This window comes from Catenovulum sp. 2E275 (assembly GCF_025515275.1).
GTDB lineage: Bacteria > Pseudomonadota > Gammaproteobacteria > Enterobacterales > Alteromonadaceae > Catenovulum.
Window position 1 is genome coordinate 1 of record NZ_JAOPFU010000011.1, and the last position, 20,145, is coordinate 20,145.

Here is a 20,145-nt window from a genome sequence, read left to right on the forward strand (position 1 = left end):
CTGCGTGTCGCTGCGTTGTGGGGGCGCATTATAGGGACAAAACAAACCCCGTCAACGCTTTTTTTGAATTTATTTCTTTTTTTTTATCGTTCGGTCATTTAACAAGCAAAAGCTTTATTTTATTGCATATTTTATGTACTTTAAGTGTTGTTAGAGTACAAAATAACCAAAATATAATGTACTTTAGTAATACCTTATTTTCATTTTATATTAATAATTAAAAAATTATCTTATTTTCGAGGTTTTCATGTCTAATAATAATGTTTTTAAACAGGCATCAGCAGTTATTGTTGTCACTTTATTATGTTTTTTTGTTGTACCTGCACTATCAATCAATTTAGATACTAATATTGCTTTGAGTATAGGTGTGTTAGTTGGTGGTAGTTTAGCTATCTTTCTTTCTGGGAATACTTCGTCAGCTAAAATAGAGGGTGACGATAAACCACTAGAAACTAAAACTATTTATGTTGGTAACTTACCTTACAGAGCAAATGAAGCAGCAGTAAAAGATTTATTTGCCAAATATGGGGTAGTTTCTTCTGTTCGTTTAATGCGTGATAGAAATACAGGTAAGCGTAAAGGGTTTGGTTTTGTAGAAATGGATGAGCAAGGTGCAGATAAAGCTATTTCGGCTTTAAATGAGCAAGAGTTTCAGCAAAGAACACTCAAAGTCAGAGAAGCAAAAGATAAATCATCTGACGATTAATTAAAAATAAGTGGCTATACATTGTTTGTATAGCCACTTAACTATTCCTTTATAGTTTTTCCAAAAGATCTGTATTGACGTTTAACTCCCTCCATAGAACTCAGATACAGTATAACTCACATCCTAATACCAAGATTCAAATGATGTTTGTGCATAAATCGGGTAAAATCTTTTGCTGAACATTAACCTTTAATTAAAATTGTAAAATGACCCAAGCTGTAAATAACTTAAAACCAGAAATCAACCATCTATTTTCCGTTGCGCCCATGCTTGACTGGACCGACCGCCATTGTCGCTATTTTTACCGCGTTATGTCTAAACAGGCTGTGTTGTATACAGAAATGGTAACAACCGGTGCCATTATTTATGGCAAAGGTGATTATTTACAGTTTCATCAGGCAGAACATCCCGTTGTATTACAATTAGGTGGCAGTGATCCGGCGGATATGGCAAAAGCTGCGGTTACAGCGCAAAAGTATGGTTATGACGAGATAAACATTAATGTTGGTTGTCCGTCTGATCGGGTACAAAATGGTCGTTTTGGCGCCTGTTTAATGGCCGAACCAGATACTGTAAGTGACTGTTTAATTGCGATGCAGCAAGCTTGTGATTTGCCGGTGACGGTTAAATCCCGTATTGGTATTGACGATTTTGATAGTTATGAATTTTTAACTCAGTTTGTTGAGAAAGTTCAGAATGCAGGTTGTCAGCATTTTATTGTTCATGCCAGAAAAGCTTGGTTAAAAGGATTAAGTCCTAAACAAAACCGAGAAATACCACCTTTGGATTATCAAAGAGTTTACCAGCTTAAAAAAGATTTTCCTGAGCTTACGTTTAGCATTAATGGTGGCATAGAAACCATTGAGCAAGCAAAACAACACTTAGAATTTGTTGATGGTGTCATGTTAGGCCGTGCGGTTTATCAAAATCCATTTTTAATGCAGCAAGTTGATGAACACATTTATGACCAAACAGCAAATACAATGAACCGGTTTGATGTGGCCGAAGCTATGCTTGAATATATGGAAATAGAAACAGCACAAGGGGCAACCAGCTGGCATATTGCCCGTCACATGCTTGGGCTTTTTAACGGCCAACCCAAAGCAAGGTTATGGCGTCGGTTTTTAAGTGAAAACGCAAGACAGTTTCCGCAGGGCAATGATCTATTAAAACAAGCGATCCAGTTAATGAAATAAATGAAAGTAATAATTTCAAAATAAATATTGCTCAAATCCCATTTACTGAAAAATTTTTATATGTAATTCAGCTAGATAAAAAATATAAAATTTCTGGTAAAGCATTCAAAAGCTTCTACTCTATAATTATAGATAATTATAGAGTAGAAGCTTTTGGGAGGCTTATTGGAAAATAGAGAGTTTAGAATGACCTCAGCTAACTTTGAGTTCATCAAAGCTTTAGTATACCAATCATCCGGTATAGTATTAGGTCTACATAAAAAAGAAATGGTTTACTCTCGTCTTTCTCGTAGATTAAGAGTGCTAAAATTATCTGATTTTGATCAATACTGTGACTATTTATCAAACCATAAACCCGAAGAATTTAGCCATTTTATTAATGCGATTACGACTAATCTAACTTCTTTTTTTAGAGAAAGGCATCATTTTGATTTCTTAAAAAGCACTTTGATCCCAAGAATACTAAGCAGATCGAATAATAACAAGCGTATACGAATATGGTCAGCTGGATGCTCTAGTGGTGAAGAAGCTTACTCCATTGCGATGACCCTGGCTCCAAATTTTCCTACGCAAAAATGGGATTTTAAAATACTAGCGACAGATCTAGACTCTAATATGCTAGCAAAAGCTAAAACAGCTGTTTATTCTGAGCAAGCGCTCCAAGGCATAGACCCTCAACAAATACGTCAAGGATTTAATTTAAATAAACGTACTAAGCAATATAAAGTAAAACCAGACATTCAAAATTTAGTTCATTTCAGAAGACTAAATTTACTAGAAAACTGGCCAATGCGAGGTACATTTGATGCTATCTTTTGCCGAAATGTCGTAATCTATTTCGATAATCAAACAAAAAATAACCTTATTCGTAGATATGCTCAATTACTAGAGCCACATGGTTATTTATTTTTAGGTCACTCTGAAACACTTAGTAGGGAAATAAGTGAGTTTAATCCACTTGGACATACTATTTACCAGCGTAAGGAATAAAAGTGGTAAGTATTCAACCTCACCTATCCGGCTTTGATCATATTAAAAGATTTGTTGATAAAAATAGACAAATAGTAATAGCTAAAATATTGCCCGGTGAATTATATGTAACCAAACAAAATGAATTAATTGCAACAGTCCTTGGCTCTTGCATCGCAGCATGTATTTGGGATGAAACTCTCGGTATTGGAGGAATGAATCATTTCATGCTGCCGGTTAAAAAAGATCAACATGGCGCATCAGGTTGGCAACTTGATACAAGCTATACTTGTCGATATGGGTACTGGGCAATGGAATTTTTAATCAACGAAATTCTTAAAAATGGTGGCAAAAAAGAACGGCTAGTCGCTAAAGTTTTTGGTGGAGGGAAAATAATTCCAAATATGTCCGATGTGGGAGAAAAAAACATTCAATTTGTTCGTCAATATCTAAGAGCCGAGCAAATTCCTGTCATAGCTCATGATGTTGGTGGCCCCTGGCCAAGAAAAATAATGTTCCACCCTAATTCAGGTATCGCTAAGATGAAACGTTTACGCAGCATGCATAATGATACAATTCAGCAAAGAGAGCAAACTTATATGCATGATATTGAGCTATCTGAAACTCAAAGTGATATAGAGCTTTTTTAACAAAATGGAAGATCAGATGACTATTAAAGTACTCATTATTGATGATTCTCCGCTGATTCGTGGTTTATTAACAGAAATTTTATCCAATACCAAAGACATTGAAGTAGTAGGCACAGCAGAAGATCCTTACGATGCTAGAGATAAAATAAAAATTTTAAACCCAGATGTGCTTACGCTGGATATTGAAATGCCAAAAATGAATGGTATTAGTTTTTTGCATAACTTAATGCGCCTGAGACCCATGCCAGTGATCATGGTCTCAACCTTAACTGAGGCTGGCGCACCAGCAACTTTGGAAGCACTTGAATTAGGCGCGTTAGATTATGTTGCTAAGCCCAAAGTCAATGTAATGGCAGAATTTAATTTGTATGCTGAAGAGCTTATCGAAAAAATTAGAGCTGCCTCAAAAAGTATAATTAACAAACAAGCAATTAAGCCACCATCATTACCTAGCGATTTAAGCTCGGTTGAATTTAACCCTAATTATATCGTTGCTATCGGTGCATCGACTGGTGGAACCGAGGCGATTAAAAAGGTGATCACCTCCCTGCCAAAAAATATGTCACCTATTGTTATTACTCAACATATCCCACCTGTATTTTCTAAATCTTTTGCGAATCGTTTAAATAGTTTATCTAAAATGACAGTTCACGAAGCAACACACAAGCAAATTATAGAGCAAGGTCATATTTATATTGCTCCGGGAGATCGGCACTTAACCATTAAAAAAACAACTTCGGGATATATTTGCCAATTAGATGATGATGAAAAAATTAACCGGCATAAACCTGCGGTAGATAAATTGTTTACTTCTGTAGCCGAACAAACCAAAGGTCAGGCAACCGGTGTATTATTAACCGGAATGGGAGCTGATGGCGCGCAAGGTTTATTAAAAATGAAACAAGCAGGCTGTAAAACCATTGCACAAAATGAAGCATCCAGCATAGTTTGGGGAATGCCTGGTGCGGCAGTTAAACTAAATGCAGCTAATAAAATAACGCCACTTAACGACATTGCCAGCTTGATTATCAAAACTTGTACGATAAAAGCTCACAAATAAACAATCACCCCTTGTTAAACCAGCCTTGGATTAATATATTGAACTCTATTAATTTAAGCTAAAAATGGAGTGTTTGTGGATAACCTAAATTTAAACCAACAAACCAATAATATTGTTCCGATTACTGCAGAAAATTTTCAACACGAGCTATTAACCGTTAGTCAAACCAAACTAGTTGTGATTAATTTTGCGACACAACGCAGTGGAGAAAGCATCAACCTCTCAGAAACTCTGGCTAAAATAGCAACCCAATATCCGCAAGATCTCAACTTAGCGATTGTAGATTGTGATGATCCTCAAATGCAGCAATTAGCAATGCAATTTGGGGTACAAAGTTTACCTACGGTTATTTTATTTAAAGATGGTAAAGGCTTAAACGGTTTTGCCGGTGAACAAACCGAAGCCCAGATAAAAGAGTTTTTATCCCCTTATTTACCTAAACCGGAAGATAAACTCATCCAACAAGTGGCCGCTTTAATTCAAGAACATAACTTTCAGGATGCTTTATTACCCGCAAAAGAAGCATTTCAAATAGCACCTGAAAACGCCTTGTGTAAAAAGCAGTTAATTGATGTATTACTCAGCCTAGGTCAAAATACAGAGGCAGAAGCTTTATTAAGTGATATTGGGATGATAGATCAAGACGATTATTATCAAAGTCTAGTTGCCAAATTAGAATTGAATAAAGAAGCAGCCGAAACCCCAGAAATACAAGCGCTTCGTCAAGCATTAAATGAGCAGCCAGATAACCTTGAACTTAATATTCAACTAGCCGTGCAACTACATCAAGCTCAGCAAAATGAAGAAGCGCTCGATATTTTAATGGCGATTTTAGTTAAAGACTTACATGCACAAGACGGCGAAGTGAAAAAAACCTTAATGGATATCTTAGCGACTATGGCTAAAGGTGATGCGGTAGCCACTAAATTCCGCAGAAAACTATATAGTTTGTTATATTAATCAAGCTCGTATCGGTACAAAACTTATGTTGCCGGAAAATCCCAAGACTTACATCCATGTAAGCACGGGATTCTTGTTCCCGACTAATCCCAAGTACTTACATCCATGTAAGCACGGGATTATTATTCCCGACTAATCCCAAGTACTTACATCCATGTAAGCAAAAAGGCGCCTAAGCGCCTTTTTTAATCTTGTTTAACCAACTTAAAAATTAAAGCAATACACGAGCACGAATTGTGCCTTCGATTTGTTTTAATTGCTCTAAAGCAGTTTGGCTATCATCAGAATCTACTTCTAATACCACGTAACCAATGTCAGCATTAGTTTGTAAGAACTGAGCTGAAATATTAATACCTTTATCAGCAAACGCTTGGTTAATGCTGGTTAAAATACCCGGTTTGTTTTGGTGGATATGTAATAAACGGCTGCGACCTTCATGTGACGGTAAAGAAACTTCAGGGAAGTTAACCGCAGATAAAGTAGAACCATTGTCACTGTATTTAGCTAATTTACCAGCTACCTCAATACCAATGTTTTCTTGAGCTTCTAATGTTGAGCCACCAATATGAGGGCTTAAAATAACATTAGCAATACCACGTAATGGGGTTACAAACTCTTCGTCATTTGACTTAGGCTCAACTGGGAATACGTCAATTGCCGCACCACCAACTTGAGGATCATCACCGCTCAGCGCTTCAGCTAAAGCTTCAATATCGACAACTGTACCACGAGAAGCATTAATGAACATTGCACCTTTTTTCATTGCAGCAAATTCAGGCGCGCCAAACATATTTTGAGTGCTAGCAGTTTCTGGAACGTGTAAAGATACCGCATCAGCCTGCGCTAACATATCATTTAAGCTAGCGACTTGTTTAGCATTACCAAGTGGTAATTTATCTTCGATATCATAAAAGATAACGTTCATACCAATTGTTTCAGCTAAAATACCTAACTGAGTCCCGATATGGCCATAACCAATAATACCTAAAGTTTTACCACGCGCTTCAACCGAACCATTAGCAGATTTATTCCAGATACCTTGATGCGCTTGTGCGCTCTTTTCAGGAATACGACGGAATAATAATAAAATTTCACCAATGACTAACTCAGCAACACTACGAGTATTTGAGAAAGGCGCATTAAATACCGGAATACCTAATTCAAGCGCAGCTTTTAAGTCAACCTGGTTTGTACCAATACAGAAACAACCAATACCAATTAGTTTTTCAGCAGACTCTAATACTTTACGAGTTAAAAAAGTTCTTGAACGCAAACCAACAAAATGAACATCTTTGATTTTTTCAATTAGCTCATCTTCAGCTAATGAAGTTTTTAAATACTCAATATTGGTATAACCTGCATTATTTAAGGTTTGAACCGCACTTTGGTGTACGCCTTCAAGCAGAAGGATTTTAATTTTATCTTTCGCTAGGGAGAATTTACTCATTTCATTTGGCCGTTTGGATTGCTAGACGTCTAAAAGAGCCTGCAATTATATCGATTAAAAAAATAACTGCACTAATTTTTATCAGTAAGTTTTTACGCCGTCATCTGTCGAAACTAATACAACATCAGCTCCACGTGCAGCAAATAAACCATTAGTTACAACACCAACAATTTGATTTAACTGATTTTCTAATGCAATTGGATCAGTAATTTTTAGGTTATGAACGTCTAAAATAACATTACCGTTATCAGTTACAACGCCCTGACGATAAACAGGATCGCCACCTAATTTAACAATTTCACGCGCTACATAGCTACGCGCCATTGGGATCACTTCAACCGGTAGTGGGAAGTTACCCATCACATCAACCTGTTTGCTGTCATCAACAATACAGATAAAACGTTTTGCAACAGCAGACACAATTTTTTCACGAGTTAAAGCAGCACCGCCGCCTTTAATCATGTGTTTTTGCGGATTGACTTCGTCCGCACCATCTACATAAATATCAAATGAATCAACTTCGTTTAAATCAAATACTTGAATGCCTAAAGCTTCTAATCTTTTAGTTGAAGCTTCTGAACTGGATACCGCACCTTCAATCTGGTCAGCGATTGGTGCTAACGCATCAATAAAAAAATTGGTTGTACTACCAGTACCAACACCAATAATTGTACCTTTTTTAACATATTCGATTGCAGCTTGTGCGACTGCTTGTTTTTTTTCATTCTGATTCATTTTCGTGTGTTCCTTGCTTGCAAGAGGGGCATATTATACACCCAAATTACTCTCAGATGCTAGATTCGAAACTTGTATAAAATGCAAGTTCAATAATACAAAACTTCACTATTTTGTTTGCGCTCAGCGCCCAATGCTCGCTACAATTCACGTTTAATTTTTGCCAATGCGCAATCAAAAAGCATGAAATAGAAGAGATAATTAAATGCAGTTAAACCCAGCACAGGCAGAAGCCGTTAGTTATGTCACCGGCCCCTGCTTAGTTTTAGCCGGCGCCGGCAGCGGAAAAACCCGAGTAATCACCAATAAAATTGCGCATTTAATTACTCGCTGCGGCTACAAAGCTAATCAAATTGCCGCGGTGACTTTTACCAACAAAGCCGCCAGAGAAATGCGGGAACGGGCAACCGCAACTTTGCCAAAAGGGGCTGGCCGCGGGCTTATGGTCTCAACTTTTCACACGCTGGGCTTAAACATTATTAAACGCGAATACAAAACTTTGGGCATAAAACCCGGTTTTAGTTTATTTGATGATCAGGATACGCGTGCACTGTTAAAAGAATTAACCGAAAAAACACTTGAGGGCGATAAAGATTTATTAGCCCAACTGCAAAACAGAATCTCGCAATGGAAAAATGATTTAATTTTACCTCCGCAAGCTTTAATGAGCGCCCGCGATGACAGAGATAAGTTTTTTGCTCAGTGTTACCAGCAATACGCAAAACAAATGACAGCATACAATGCATTTGATTTTGATGATTTAATTTTAGTCCCTACCCTGTTGCTAAAATATAACGAAGAAGCTCAAAACCGCTGGCAGCGAAAAATTCGTTATTTATTAGTCGATGAATATCAGGATACCAATACCAGCCAATACGAAATGGTAAAGCAGTTAGTTGGTAGCCGTGGTTTATTTACGGTTGTGGGGGATGATGATCAGTCAATTTATAGCTGGCGCGGAGCTAAACCACAAAACTTGGTGCTATTACAAAGCGATTTTCCTAAATTAAAACTGATAAAATTAGAGCAAAATTACCGCTCTGTACAATGTGTACTTAATGCAGCCAATATTTTAATCGCTAATAACCCGCATGTTTACGATAAATCATTATTTAGTGAAATGGCTTATGGCGAACCGATTCGGGTTTTATTTGCGAAAGATGAAGAAAATGAAGCAGAGCGAGTAGTCTCTGAATTAATTGCACATAAATACATGCGCAAAAGTAAATTTAAAGACTATGCGATTTTGTATCGTGGTAATCATCAGTCGCGAGTATTTGAAAAAAGCCTGATGACCAATCGTATTCCATACAAAATAAGTGGCGGCCAATCGTTTTTTGCCCGCGCAGAAATAAAAGACATTATGGCTTATTTACGTTTATTGGTTAATCCAGATGATGACAATGCATTTTTGCGGATCGTCAACGTACCTAAACGCGAAATCGGCCCAGCAACATTAGAAAAAGTGGGTAACTTAGCTAATCAGGCACATATTAGTTTATTTGAAGCCTGTTTTGAAAATAGTTTAGCTGAACATTTAGGCGGTAAAAAACTTGAAACAGTACAACAATTTGCCCGCTGGATGGTTGAGCTGGATGATAATGCTCAAAGAGGAGATGCGGTTCAGGCTGTTAGAGATTTAATTAAAGGCATCCGTTACGAAGAATACCTTTACGAAACCTCACCCAGTGGCAAAGCAGCAGAAATGAGAATGAAAAACGTTAGCCAGCTTTTTACTTGGCTAACCGGTATGCTCGAAGGCAATGAAGATGACGAGCCGATGACATTAAAAGAAGCCGTTAACCGTCTGACTCTGCGCGATATGATGGAAAGAGGCGAAGATGAAGATAATGCAGATCAGGTTCAGTTAATGACACTACATGCTTCAAAAGGGCTTGAATTTCCGTATGTATTTTTAGTTGGCGCAGAAGAAGGTTTACTGCCACATCAGGCTAGTATTGATGAAGACAATATTGAAGAAGAACGCCGTTTAGCTTATGTAGGCATCACCCGTGCCCAGCGGGAATTAATTTTTACTTTAGCGCGAGAGCGTCGCCAATTTGGTGAAGTGATTAAACCCGAACCCAGCCGGTTTTTATATGAGTTACCACAAGATGATTTGGTATGGGAACGTAAAAAAAGCAAAGAGTCTGAAGAAGTCCGTCAAGAAAAAGGGAAAGCTCACATTGCTAATTTACGCGATTTATTAAAATAAACAGTGGTTTTATCGGCTAAAATTTGTGCCAGTTGTTGAGCTGGCGCAATAAATTGCCCCTGAGCAAAACTACAGCCAATCGCATTTGCATTTAATAATCCCTGTTCATTATCTACTCCGTCGGCAATGGTAATAAAACCGACATCTTTACCAATATTAACCACGCTTTGAGCATATCTTTGTAATTGGAGATCCTGCGCTAAATCTTTAATTAACTTTTTATCTAATTTAATAAAATCAATATCGGCTTTAAATAACATTGCCATCGAGCCAAACTGAGCACCAAATTGGTCCAGCGCGATTCTCACACCGGCTTCTGCAAGGCGATTTAATGATTCAATGGCCTGCTCTGCATCAGTTAATGATTGCTCACTAAATTCAAGAATCAAATAATGTAGATCAACCTGACTGGCTTGCAATACATTAATTAATTGTGTCAACCGAGCTTGGTTATTTAAGAACAAGCCGTCAAGATTAACACTCATTAAGGCACTGGGTGCACTTTTTCCGCCCTGCTCTGGTTTTAAATAAGTTAAAGCTTGCTCAAGTGCAAAAAAGTCAATATCAAAAATAAGCTCGGTTTGCTCGGCCAACTCAATTACAGATTGAAGATTAACCAAACCGTCTTTAGGGTGCTGCCAATAAATTTGTGATTCAACCGCAACCACTGAGTTATCAGTTAAATCAACAACGGGTTGGTAATCGACAATAAATCGTTTTTGTTTTATCGCATTTCTGAGTTCAGTTTCAGTAGCAAGCTGAGCTTTTAAAGCTTCATGTAAACTTTGATCGAATACAACAAAGCGTCCACGACCTAGTTTTTTAGCCTGATACATCGCCGTATCAGCATCTCTTAATATATCCGAGGGCTTTTTATAAGCTTGCTCAGACGTTGTAATCCCAAGGCTGCATCCAGCAAAAATGTCATGGCCGTCAATGTCAAAACTCACATTGATTGTATTAATGATCTCTTGGGCTAAATCCTGCGATAGTTCAGATGCATTTTCACCTTGCAGTAAAATCACAAATTCATCACCACCCATTCGGGCTAAAATGGCGTTTTCCGGTACACACTGTGCTATTTTTTGACTTACCTCAATTAAAAATTGATCACCAATTAAATGACCAAAGGTATCATTTATTAATTTAAACCTGTCTAAATCGATAAATAACACGCTATAGGCGATCTCATTGTTTAAATGATTCTGTGCCAGTGCATTTAACAAATTACGGTTAAATAACTGCCGATTTGGCAAACCGGTTAAATTGTCGTGATTTGCATCATGATACAATTTAGCCTGCACTTGCTGATTAGCTTTAATTTGCTGATTTAAATCTTGATTAACCTGATTTAGCTGTTGGGTTCGCTCTTGCACAACTTGCTCAAGCTCTTTATGTGACTCAGCTAATCTGGCCTGTGTATGCCACTTTTGTAGAATTAAATTAAAATGGGTTGCTAAAAATGATAACGCTTCTAACTGCTCAGACTGAGCGCCAAAATGCGCTTCGCTTCTAACCATGCCAATCAATACAAAAGGCATTTGCTCATTTTGCAGTTGTTCGTTTTGTAATTGAACTGCCTGCCATGAAAAATGAGAGTTTTTAATCATAATATCAGGCACATACGCTAGTGCACCTAATTGGTTTAAATGATGAACATCTGCCGAGCGTAAAAATATAGGCAAAGGATCAATACTAAAATATTGATTAAGTGAATTAAATTGTAAATGGATATTTGATGTTATAAACGGCGTACGATTTACGGCTGGATAATGCCAATGTCCATCTAATTGCTTAACCGCAATATAATGTAGCTCAGGTGAAAATATTTGCTCAACAATCTGAGCTATAGCCTGATATAGATCGTCAAGCGTTAAACTAAAATCAAATGTTTCATTTAACTCTAATAATAATTTATGTGCTAATTGATACTGCTGTTTGAGTTTAGCTTCTTCTTTTAATGCTTGATGCGCAACCTGTAATGCTTTTGTCCGGCTATGCATTTCATGCTCTAACTGAACCTGTTGATTAAGCATATCAATGGCTTGGGTAATATGTTTGGCCAATATACTTAAAATAATTAAGTCTTGTTGGCTAAAATGAATCTCCGTCTGATGACTTTGAATAACAATAGCACCACAAGTCCCGTCATTTAACGTAAGCGGTACACCAAGCCAACTAACAGCTGGCTCACCGAGCTCTAAAACCTCACCCAGCTCAACTAAGTTGCGATAATCATCAGGGTTACATAACAAAGCGGTTTGAGTACGGAATAAATAACCGGTTAAACCGAATTCAATTACACCATCAGAAAAATGTGGGTTATCTAATACCCCACGTAACTGGCTAGCATAATAAACCAGTTCAAATTGTTGGTTAGTCTGATTTTTAAATACAATATATAAATCAGGGGCTTTAATTAGACTAGCTATGATTTCATGCAGTTGATAATAAAAATCTTTCGGCTCAATAAACAGGCGAGTTAAGTCAGCAATTTCTAATAAAGCAGTTTGCAAGCTACTTGCCTGACGTTTTAAGCCCAACAACTTCTTTAAATGTCTGCTTTTAAAACTTTTACCCGATGCCAATACTAAACTCACTTTATTAATTATTATTGCCGCATCTGTTCATACTCATTTGACATGGTTTAAGGCTTGTAGCTTAAACTCATGCCAATAAAGTTAACAGTTAAACTAAACAATCGTTGCTTTTGATCGTATCAACTAAAAGATAGCATAAAGCGCCGAAACTGTGCTGGCTTAATGATGTTTTTAGAATAGATTTAAGTTAACTCTTTGAAGCAACACTCAGATTAAATACTAAGCAAACATGTCATGTCCGACCAGTCTAGCGATGCTATAATAAATCGCATTTTGATCAAGATCAAAAAAAGATTATTTTTAGGTTACGCCTTTACTTTAGTTTAAACCTCAAGAGTGAAAGGCAAATGAAATGAGTTTTGAAATAACCAAAGTAGTGAAGCTAATTGACAATAAAACTAGAGGTTGAGCTGCACAAATACAGCTCAATTTAAGATAAATTATACGCCTTCAAGCATAAATTCAATTGCAGCTTTTAGCTCATCATCACTACAATCCATACAAGTCCCTTTAGGAGGCATTGCATTAAAACCATTAATAGCGTGCTCTAATAGAGTATCTAAACCTTTTTCTAATCTAGGTTTCCAGTCTTCAGTATGAGGCTTAGGTGCATTCAATACACCTGCACTGTGACAAGCTGTACAACTAGCATTATAAACGTCTTCACCTGAACGCGCACCACCAGAAGCAGCAACAGGTTGTGCTCCAGCAATATGCACTGAACCAACAGGCTTAAGACGCTCTTTAATTGCTTCATTGCTCATTTCATCGGCTTGTACAAATGGTGTCAGAGCGATAGCTGCCACCAATAATGATTTATTAAATTGTTTAAATACGCCCACAAGAATTCTCCAAGCTTGTAAAATTTAAATTTAGATTACTCAAAATATTACCATATAGCGAGGTTGAAAACCGAAACTAAACTTGAAAAGGGGTAACAGCTTTTGAGTGAATAAAAATGTTGGCGGGATTATAACTAAAAATTACTCAAATATAGAGGGCTTTTTTGGATTAGTTTAAATACAGACTTGATCTAAACCAATATTTTGTTCAAACAGTTAAAAAACAACAAGCCCGCAATGCGGGCTTGTTTAGTGTGAAAGCGCTGACTAATTAATCACGAATAATTAATTAACGAACTTCTTCCGGGTCATTCATTTTAATCGCATTTAACTGAGCATTACGGCCTAACACATTACCAGCATCATCTGTTGCCGGCTCTGCAATATAAATCCAGTCACCAGCTTGCTCACCTTGGCCACTACCAAAAGTAACTCTGTCAGTGAATAAAGTATAAGTGGTATCGCCATCATCATAAGTTAAATAAATATCATAAGTATCAGACGGTAAAGTTAAGAACTGATAAATTTCGCCTACTTCACGTTGTTGAATGCTATATGATGTCGTTGCAATTGATTCACCTTGTCTTACAAAATAAATATCAACTGCATCACTCTCTGTCGGGTCAGTATCGAATTGATTATTTAATAAGTTTACAAAAGTGATCTGATGGTTATCAGTAATATCGCGACTGGTATTTGAAAACGCAATGTTTTTAATTTTACCAACCGAAGCACCTTGTTCATAAGCTCTTTCTTCCACTACATCACGGTAATAAACAATTGTTTTATCAACACCATTTTGGAAAGGATAAGGTGAGCTTGAACAAGCGCCTGCATTTACACACGCATTGTATTCAATAGTAACATTGTAAGAGCCTACTTCGCCTGTGTCTAATGTTACAAATCCGCTTAATGTATCTGGCGCAATATCCGTTACGTTGGCTAATTTTTCTGCTGCAAGATTAGCTAATTTTAGGCTGATATTACCCAAATCGTTAACGCTATTATAAACACGGAAATAAGATGCAAGCTCAGAGTCTTTATATTCTGTTGGAGAAGTGGTGTTAGACAAACGAGCTAATGCAGGAATAGGCGTATCATTTAGCTTTGAATCTTTTAAAGCAAAAAAGTATTGATAATTGCTAAATGAAAAACTGCTGGTTTTTAAAATAGTTTCATCACCGGCTTTTAAAATGATGTAATACTTTTCAGCATCATCATCAATTGTTAATGTTTGTTTTTCTTTATAATTAATTACAAATTCCTGCATAATTGCAGAATCTTCAGTATCAACAAACTGTACTGTGATTGCACCATATTTATTGCTAATAGCTGGTGCTAAATACATCATATTAAATTCAAATGTATCTTCTTTAACATCACCTGTTTTGTTATTAAAAGTAAACAATAATGGCTCTTCGCCACCATTACCTAAATCATTAAGTGAAACCAAAAAGTTATATTTGTCTTTACCTAGGTTTAAATCGTCTTCATACAAAGTAGAAGTAGTATCTTCATCAACTTCTACTTTTAATTCGATTGTACTTGTACCCGATTCAACGGTTTTAATTGCAGAAGTTCTTTCATAACCTACCGCGGTGACATAACTATCATCATCATATAAAAGAACGGATGCTTTATTTGGAGATAAGTTATAATAAGTTAAATAAGTAGATGAATTGCTTGAACTATCACTACCACAGCCTGCAATAAATGCAGAGCCAACAACTAATGCTGATAATCCAATATTTTTAATGCTCATGAGCACCCCTTTAGTTACGCTCTTAATTTATATTAAGATTTAAAATCTAATCCTGTCTGGACAATAACCCAGATTCAACCTTTAACCAGGCTAAAGCTGATTATAAAAAGCTTGTTGCTAACAACTCGAAACCAAATTGAGTTGAAAATAGCCCAACATGATAATCTCAATCTTGCTTAGATGAAACCCAAATATGATCAAGATAACAAAATTTATCCGCATTTTACGTCTGTATCGACAAATTTAAAATGTATTTTCATTTATAAAGGTGATCGATTAAAACGCCAGCATATAGACTCAGGCTTTATACCAAAGTTCATTACTGAATGTAGAATTACTTTTCAGCCAGCCAAGTGGCAACATCTTTTGCAAAATAAGTTAGAATACCGTCGGCACCGGCTCGTTTAAATGCTAATAAAGATTCCATTACACAAGGCTTTTCGGCCAGCCAACCATTTTGAATAGCCGCTTTATGCATGGCATATTCACCAGAAACTTGATAAGCAAAAGTAGGTACCTGAAACTCATCTTTTACTCGGCGAATAATATCCAGATAAGGCATACCGGGCTTAACCATCACCATATCCGCACCTTCTTGAATATCCAAGGCGACCTCGTATAAGGCTTCATTACTGTTTGCCGGATCCATCTGATATGTTTTTTTGTCTGCCCCTTTTAAATTAGCCGCAGAACCCACTGCATCTCTAAACGGGCCATAATAAGCTGATGCATATTTAGCTGAATAAGCTAAAATTCGGGTATTGATATGTTGTTTTGCTTCTAATGCCTGACGAATCGCGCCAATTCGCCCATCCATCATATCTGACGGTGCAACAACATCAGCCCCCGCTTCAGCATGAGACAAAGCTTGTTTGACTAAAATTTCAGTTGTAATGTCATTTAACACATAACCATCGTCATCAATAATGCCGTCTTGTCCATGAGTCGTAAACGGATCAAGTGCTACGTCAGTAATCACCCCAAGTTCAGGAAATTCACCTTTTAATGCTCTCACTGTTTTTTGGGCTAAACCATCTTCGGCATACGCTTCTTCAGCCATTAAAGATTTTTTTTCAACCGGAGTAACTGGAAATAAAGCAACCGCAGGTATCCCTAAATTAACCAAGATTTCTGCTTCTTTTAAAATTAAATCGATAGAAAAACGAGATACGCCGGGCATAGACTCAACCGTTTCAGTTCTGTCTTTTCCTTCAACGACAAACATTGGATAAATTAAATCTTTAACACTTAATTGGTTTTCAGCCATTAAATCTCGGCTAAATGCGTCTTTACGCATTCGGCGCTTACGAATATGAGGAAAATGAGAATTGAACATACTTAAATTGCCTTAAATACTAAGATAAATTTTGGTTTGGATGAATTGCTCTAATAATATTGGGCTTGGCCTCAACCGTGCGATTACGCCCAAGTTGTTTAGCCTGATATAATGCTTTATCTGCTTGGCGAATTAACTCATCAGGATGATTATTGTCATTCGCATATAGAGTTGCAACTCCAAAGCTAGCAGTGATACGAATAGTTACATCACTAGTGACTATATTTTCATTACTTAAACTTTCTCTGATTTTTTCAGCAAAAATATGAGCGCCTTGTAAATCAGTTGCCGGTAATATGATAGCAAATTCTTCACCACCAAAACGACAGATGCAATCGGCGACACGGCGAATTTGCTGTTGAATTAATCTGGCCGTTTGACGAATGACCTGATCGCCAACTAAATGACCATAATTATCATTAATCGATTTAAACTTATCAATATCCAGCATAATTAAGCTCAAAGGCGCTTTTTCTCGACGGCTTCGCCTGAATTCAGAAAACAGTCTTTCATCAAAATAACGCCTGTTTTTAACACCGGTTAGAGCATCTTGGGTATTAATTTGTTCCAATTTATTATTTTTTTCTTGTAACTCGCGCAGAGTAACTTCTAGCTCAAAATTGCGAGCTTGCATTTCTACTTCAAGCTGTTGGTAGGCTTCATGTTCTGCCGATAGTTGATTTTGAATGGCAAATTTTTGCTGCATTAACAGATTTATCCGATCCTGATGATTGTTATTTTCGGTTAACTGAGCAATAAACTGAGCCCTGCAAATGGAAATAAATAAAAAGCCGCTCAATAAAGTCACCAAGCCATTATAAACTGCGATAGATAAATTAAGTTCAGCCGAAAAATAATTAGGTAAAGCTAAAAGCAGTGAAATCAAACCTGATAAAGCCGCCAATTTGAGTTTGCTCATTTGTTTAACGACGAAGATAAAACAAGATAACGCAGCTAAGACTAAGCCGGCATTTAGAGCATAAACATACCAATCGGCATTAAAATAAGTCGTGCCAGAGACCAACAGCAAACTAAATAACCAAACACCCCAAACAGGTTTAGCATGCACTGCGGCCTGTAAGTGAGCATCCAGCATCATTAATAATAAAACAAGTTGAATCAATAGCGATAAATACACGGAAAATGCAATAAATTGTTCAATTAGACTTAACTGAACAGAGCTAAATGCTTGGCTATCTAACTGAGTGTAAGCATAAAAAAGTGCATTTAAGCTTAATATAATGAAAACAAAAACAGAATGCAGAGCCAGTTTAGGTTGTTTATATATAAATGCCAGCGAACAGCTAATAACCAAAAGCGTCAAGCAAAAGGGTATTAACCAAACTGTGAGCCCGTTCATTAGCCATTTACCTGTTCATCTATATTAAAAAACTCAGATGCATTGGCAAATGTCTGAGCAGATAATTCAGCCAAGGTAATATTGAATTGAGCTGCAATTTGTTCAGCAATATGTGGCAAATATAATGGCAGATTGCGCTTATCTTTCGGTTTAGGCGTCAAGTTTCTTGGCAATAAAAAAGGGGCATCCGTTTCAATTAATAAACGGTTCAGTGGAATCTGATTAACCAGTTCCAATACATCTTTACCGCGCCTTTCATCACAAATCCAGCCGGTGATCCCAATAAAACAATCCAACGCAAGATAATCTTCAAGTTCTTGCCGATTTCCAGTAAAACAATGCACCACTACTTGTTTTAGCTCATTTCGTCTTGGCTTAATCACCTCTATAAACGCAGTGTGGGCATCTCGCTGATGTAAAAATACAGGCGCATTAAGCTCAATCGCTAAATCCAGTTGCTGGCTAAATACTTGTAGTTGCTGCTCTTGCGGTGAATAATTGCGATTAAAGTCTAAACCACATTCACCAATTGCTTTAACTTGTTGATTATCAAGATACAAAGCTTTAAGCACAGAAAGGTAGTTGTCTGATACGTCTTTCGCATCGTGCGGATGTACACCAGCTGTAGAATATACATTTTGATATTGCCCAGCCATTTGTGCAGCTAAGTGTGACTCTCGCTCATTTGTACCTGTGATACAAATGCGAGCAACCCCGGCTTGTTTAGCCAGTTCAATTTGCTGGTGATAATCACTCGAGAATTGGCTATTGGTCAGGTTTACACCTATATCAAACCATTGTTCAGTTGACGCTTGTTCTGTTTTATTTATTGTTTTAAAAGGTTCAACTGCCATTGTTATTGTCCTAACATAATTGATTATTATTCTTCTGGTTCGGTGTCGTCATCTTCCGGTTTATAATAAAAACGGGAAAGCAACACACCCAGTTCAAATAATAACCACATTGGCACTGCAAGTAAAACCTGAGATATCACATCCGGCGGAGTTAATAACATCCCAACCACAAATACGCCAACAATAACAAAACGGCGTTTTTCTGCTAATTTGGCTGGTGTAGTAATGCCAGTCCATACTAAAAGCACTGTTGCAATCGGGATCTCAAACGCTAACCCAAATGCAAAAAATAATTTTAAAACAAAATCTAAATAGCTATTAATATCGGTTGAAACCGTTACACCTTCTGGAGCTGCTCCTACAAAAAATGGAAATGCCAACGGGAAAACCACATAATAAGCAAATGCGATCCCACCATAAAATAACAAGGAAGAACTAGCGATTAAAGGTGCAATTAGCTTGCGTTCATGCTGATATAAAGCCGGCGCAATAAAAGCCCAAACATGATAAAGCGCATAAGGCATAGCCGCAAAAATAGACATCACCATAGTCAATTTAAACGGCGTTAAAAAAGGCGTCGCGACTCCAGTTGCTATCATGCTGGTTGATTCTGGTAGCGACTCAATTAACGGCAGAGCAATCCAATGATAAATTTGATTCGAAAATCCAACGGCTGCAATAAAAACAACTAACACCGCCAAAATAACTTTAACTAAACGATTTCTCAATTCAGTTAAATGACTAATTAAAGGTTGCTGCTCACTCATTCTTTATTTTCTTTGGTTTGATTTGAGTTCGACTCTGCTGGATTATTTTGAGGTTGAATAGATGCATTAACCGAGCGCGCGGCTTCTTCTAACTCTGACACTGCTTTTTTTTCAGCCGAGGTTAAATTTTGCATCCCTTTCGCTTCGGCTTGCTTTAATTGCTCATGCAGTTCAGAAACCCGCAGCTCGTGGTTAAGCTCAGATTTAAGGTTATTGGCGGTTTGTTTAACCGAGCGAATTAATTGACTAACAGAGCGAATTGCACTGGGCAATCGCTCTGGACCCAAAACTAACAGAGCAAGCACAGCAATGAGCGCTAGCTCCCAAAAACCAATATCCAACATTTATTTGTCTTTATTTACAGTTTGCTCAGTATTTTGTTTTGCCTGAGTTGGCTGCTCCGAAGATTGTTGACTAATATTTTTAGTTTCTTTTTCTTCTTTAAATTCAGAGTCTTTTTCATCAGAGCCTGATTCGCCCGATTTATACTCTTCTTTAAATCCTCTCAACGCACCACCTAGATCACGCCCCATATTTTTTAACTTTTTAGTGCCAAATAATAAAATAACTATGACTAAAACGATCAATAATTGCCAAATGCTAATTCCACCAAGCATGGATGACTCCTATAATTAAACTATGATAAAAATCTACTATGAGTTTGTTGTTATAATTTTAGCTATGCC

General features: G+C 37.1%; 18 protein-coding genes. 7 read left to right on the forward strand and 11 right to left on the reverse strand.

Annotation, left to right across the window (positions count from 1 at the left end; translation table 11 throughout):
- The first annotated feature begins 247 nt into the window (after positions 1–247).
- From N7931_RS07655 to N7931_RS07680, 6 genes are all read left to right on the forward strand, one after another.
- Complete coding sequence (locus N7931_RS07655) at positions 248–706, forward strand: RNA recognition motif domain-containing protein (protein ID WP_262793130.1); 459 nt, start codon at positions 248–250, stop codon at positions 704–706.
- Positions 707–912: 206 nt separating this feature from the next.
- Positions 913–1,902, forward strand: a complete 990-nt coding sequence (gene dusA / locus N7931_RS07660; RefSeq protein ID WP_262793132.1) for a tRNA dihydrouridine(20/20a) synthase DusA — start codon at positions 913–915, stop codon at positions 1,900–1,902.
- A 186-nt stretch (positions 1,903–2,088) separates the two neighbouring features.
- Positions 2,089–2,892, forward strand: a complete 804-nt coding sequence (locus N7931_RS07665; protein ID WP_262793259.1) for a CheR family methyltransferase — start codon at positions 2,089–2,091, stop codon at positions 2,890–2,892.
- 2 nt (positions 2,893–2,894) lie between these two features.
- Positions 2,895–3,521 (forward strand): chemoreceptor glutamine deamidase CheD, encoded by a 627-nt coding sequence (gene cheD / locus N7931_RS07670; protein WP_262793133.1) that lies wholly within the window; start codon positions 2,895–2,897, stop codon positions 3,519–3,521.
- A 16-nt stretch (positions 3,522–3,537) separates the two neighbouring features.
- Positions 3,538–4,581 (forward strand): chemotaxis response regulator protein-glutamate methylesterase, encoded by a 1,044-nt coding sequence (locus N7931_RS07675; protein ID WP_262793134.1) that lies wholly within the window; start codon positions 3,538–3,540, stop codon positions 4,579–4,581.
- Between the two features lie 75 nt (positions 4,582–4,656).
- Positions 4,657–5,541 carry a tetratricopeptide repeat protein gene (locus N7931_RS07680; protein ID WP_262793135.1) on the forward strand — a complete coding sequence of 295 codons (885 nt, stop codon included), beginning with the start codon at positions 4,657–4,659 and terminating at the stop codon, positions 5,539–5,541.
- Between the two features lie 211 nt (positions 5,542–5,752).
- On the opposite strand, the gene serA is transcribed toward N7931_RS07680, so the two are convergent.
- Positions 5,753–6,988, reverse strand: a complete 1,236-nt coding sequence (gene serA, locus N7931_RS07685) for a phosphoglycerate dehydrogenase (RefSeq protein WP_262793136.1) — start codon at positions 6,986–6,988, stop codon at positions 5,753–5,755.
- Between the two features lie 81 nt (positions 6,989–7,069).
- On the reverse strand, positions 7,070–7,723 hold the full coding sequence (gene rpiA, locus N7931_RS07690) for a ribose-5-phosphate isomerase RpiA (protein ID WP_262793138.1): 654 nt from the start codon (positions 7,721–7,723) through the stop codon (positions 7,070–7,072).
- 205 nt (positions 7,724–7,928) lie between these two features.
- Between rpiA and rep the strand changes: the two genes are divergently transcribed.
- A complete protein-coding gene (gene rep / locus N7931_RS07695) occupies positions 7,929–9,938 on the forward strand; it encodes a DNA helicase Rep (RefSeq protein WP_262793140.1) in 2,010 nt (669 codons plus the stop codon).
- On the opposite strand, the gene N7931_RS07700 is transcribed toward rep, so the two are convergent.
- The 9 genes from N7931_RS07700 to tatA form a co-directional block, all read right to left on the reverse strand.
- A complete protein-coding gene (locus N7931_RS07700) occupies positions 9,905–12,538 on the reverse strand; it encodes an EAL domain-containing protein (protein ID WP_262793141.1) in 2,634 nt (877 codons plus the stop codon). The genes rep and N7931_RS07700 overlap by 34 nt on opposite strands.
- A 440-nt stretch (positions 12,539–12,978) precedes the next feature.
- Complete coding sequence (locus tag N7931_RS07705; RefSeq protein ID WP_262793142.1) at positions 12,979–13,380, reverse strand: c-type cytochrome; 402 nt, start codon at positions 13,378–13,380, stop codon at positions 12,979–12,981.
- Positions 13,381–13,669: 289 nt separating this feature from the next.
- Positions 13,670–15,142 (reverse strand): hypothetical protein, encoded by a 1,473-nt coding sequence (locus N7931_RS07710; protein WP_262793143.1) that lies wholly within the window; start codon positions 15,140–15,142, stop codon positions 13,670–13,672.
- A 334-nt stretch (positions 15,143–15,476) separates the two neighbouring features.
- Positions 15,477–16,478 (reverse strand): porphobilinogen synthase, encoded by a 1,002-nt coding sequence (hemB, locus tag N7931_RS07715; protein WP_262793145.1) that lies wholly within the window; start codon positions 16,476–16,478, stop codon positions 15,477–15,479.
- 19 nt (positions 16,479–16,497) lie between these two features.
- Positions 16,498–17,838, reverse strand: coding sequence for a sensor domain-containing diguanylate cyclase (locus N7931_RS07720; RefSeq protein ID WP_262793146.1), 1,341 nt, complete (start codon positions 17,836–17,838; stop codon positions 16,498–16,500).
- Entirely contained in the window at positions 17,838–18,692 is an 855-nt protein-coding gene (locus N7931_RS07725; RefSeq protein WP_262793148.1) for a TatD family hydrolase, read from the reverse strand. The genes N7931_RS07720 and N7931_RS07725 overlap by 1 nt, the downstream gene beginning before the upstream one ends.
- Before the next feature lie 26 nt (positions 18,693–18,718).
- Positions 18,719–19,459 carry a twin-arginine translocase subunit TatC gene (gene tatC / locus N7931_RS07730; protein WP_262793150.1) on the reverse strand — a complete coding sequence of 247 codons (741 nt, stop codon included), beginning with the start codon at positions 19,457–19,459 and terminating at the stop codon, positions 18,719–18,721.
- Positions 19,456–19,803, reverse strand: coding sequence for a Sec-independent protein translocase protein TatB (gene tatB, locus N7931_RS07735; protein ID WP_262793151.1), 348 nt, complete (start codon positions 19,801–19,803; stop codon positions 19,456–19,458). Before tatB ends, tatC begins: the two co-directional genes overlap by 4 nt.
- On the reverse strand, positions 19,804–20,076 hold the full coding sequence (gene tatA, locus N7931_RS07740; protein WP_262793152.1) for a twin-arginine translocase TatA/TatE family subunit: 273 nt from the start codon (positions 20,074–20,076) through the stop codon (positions 19,804–19,806).
- Between the last annotated feature and the right edge of the window lie 69 nt (positions 20,077–20,145).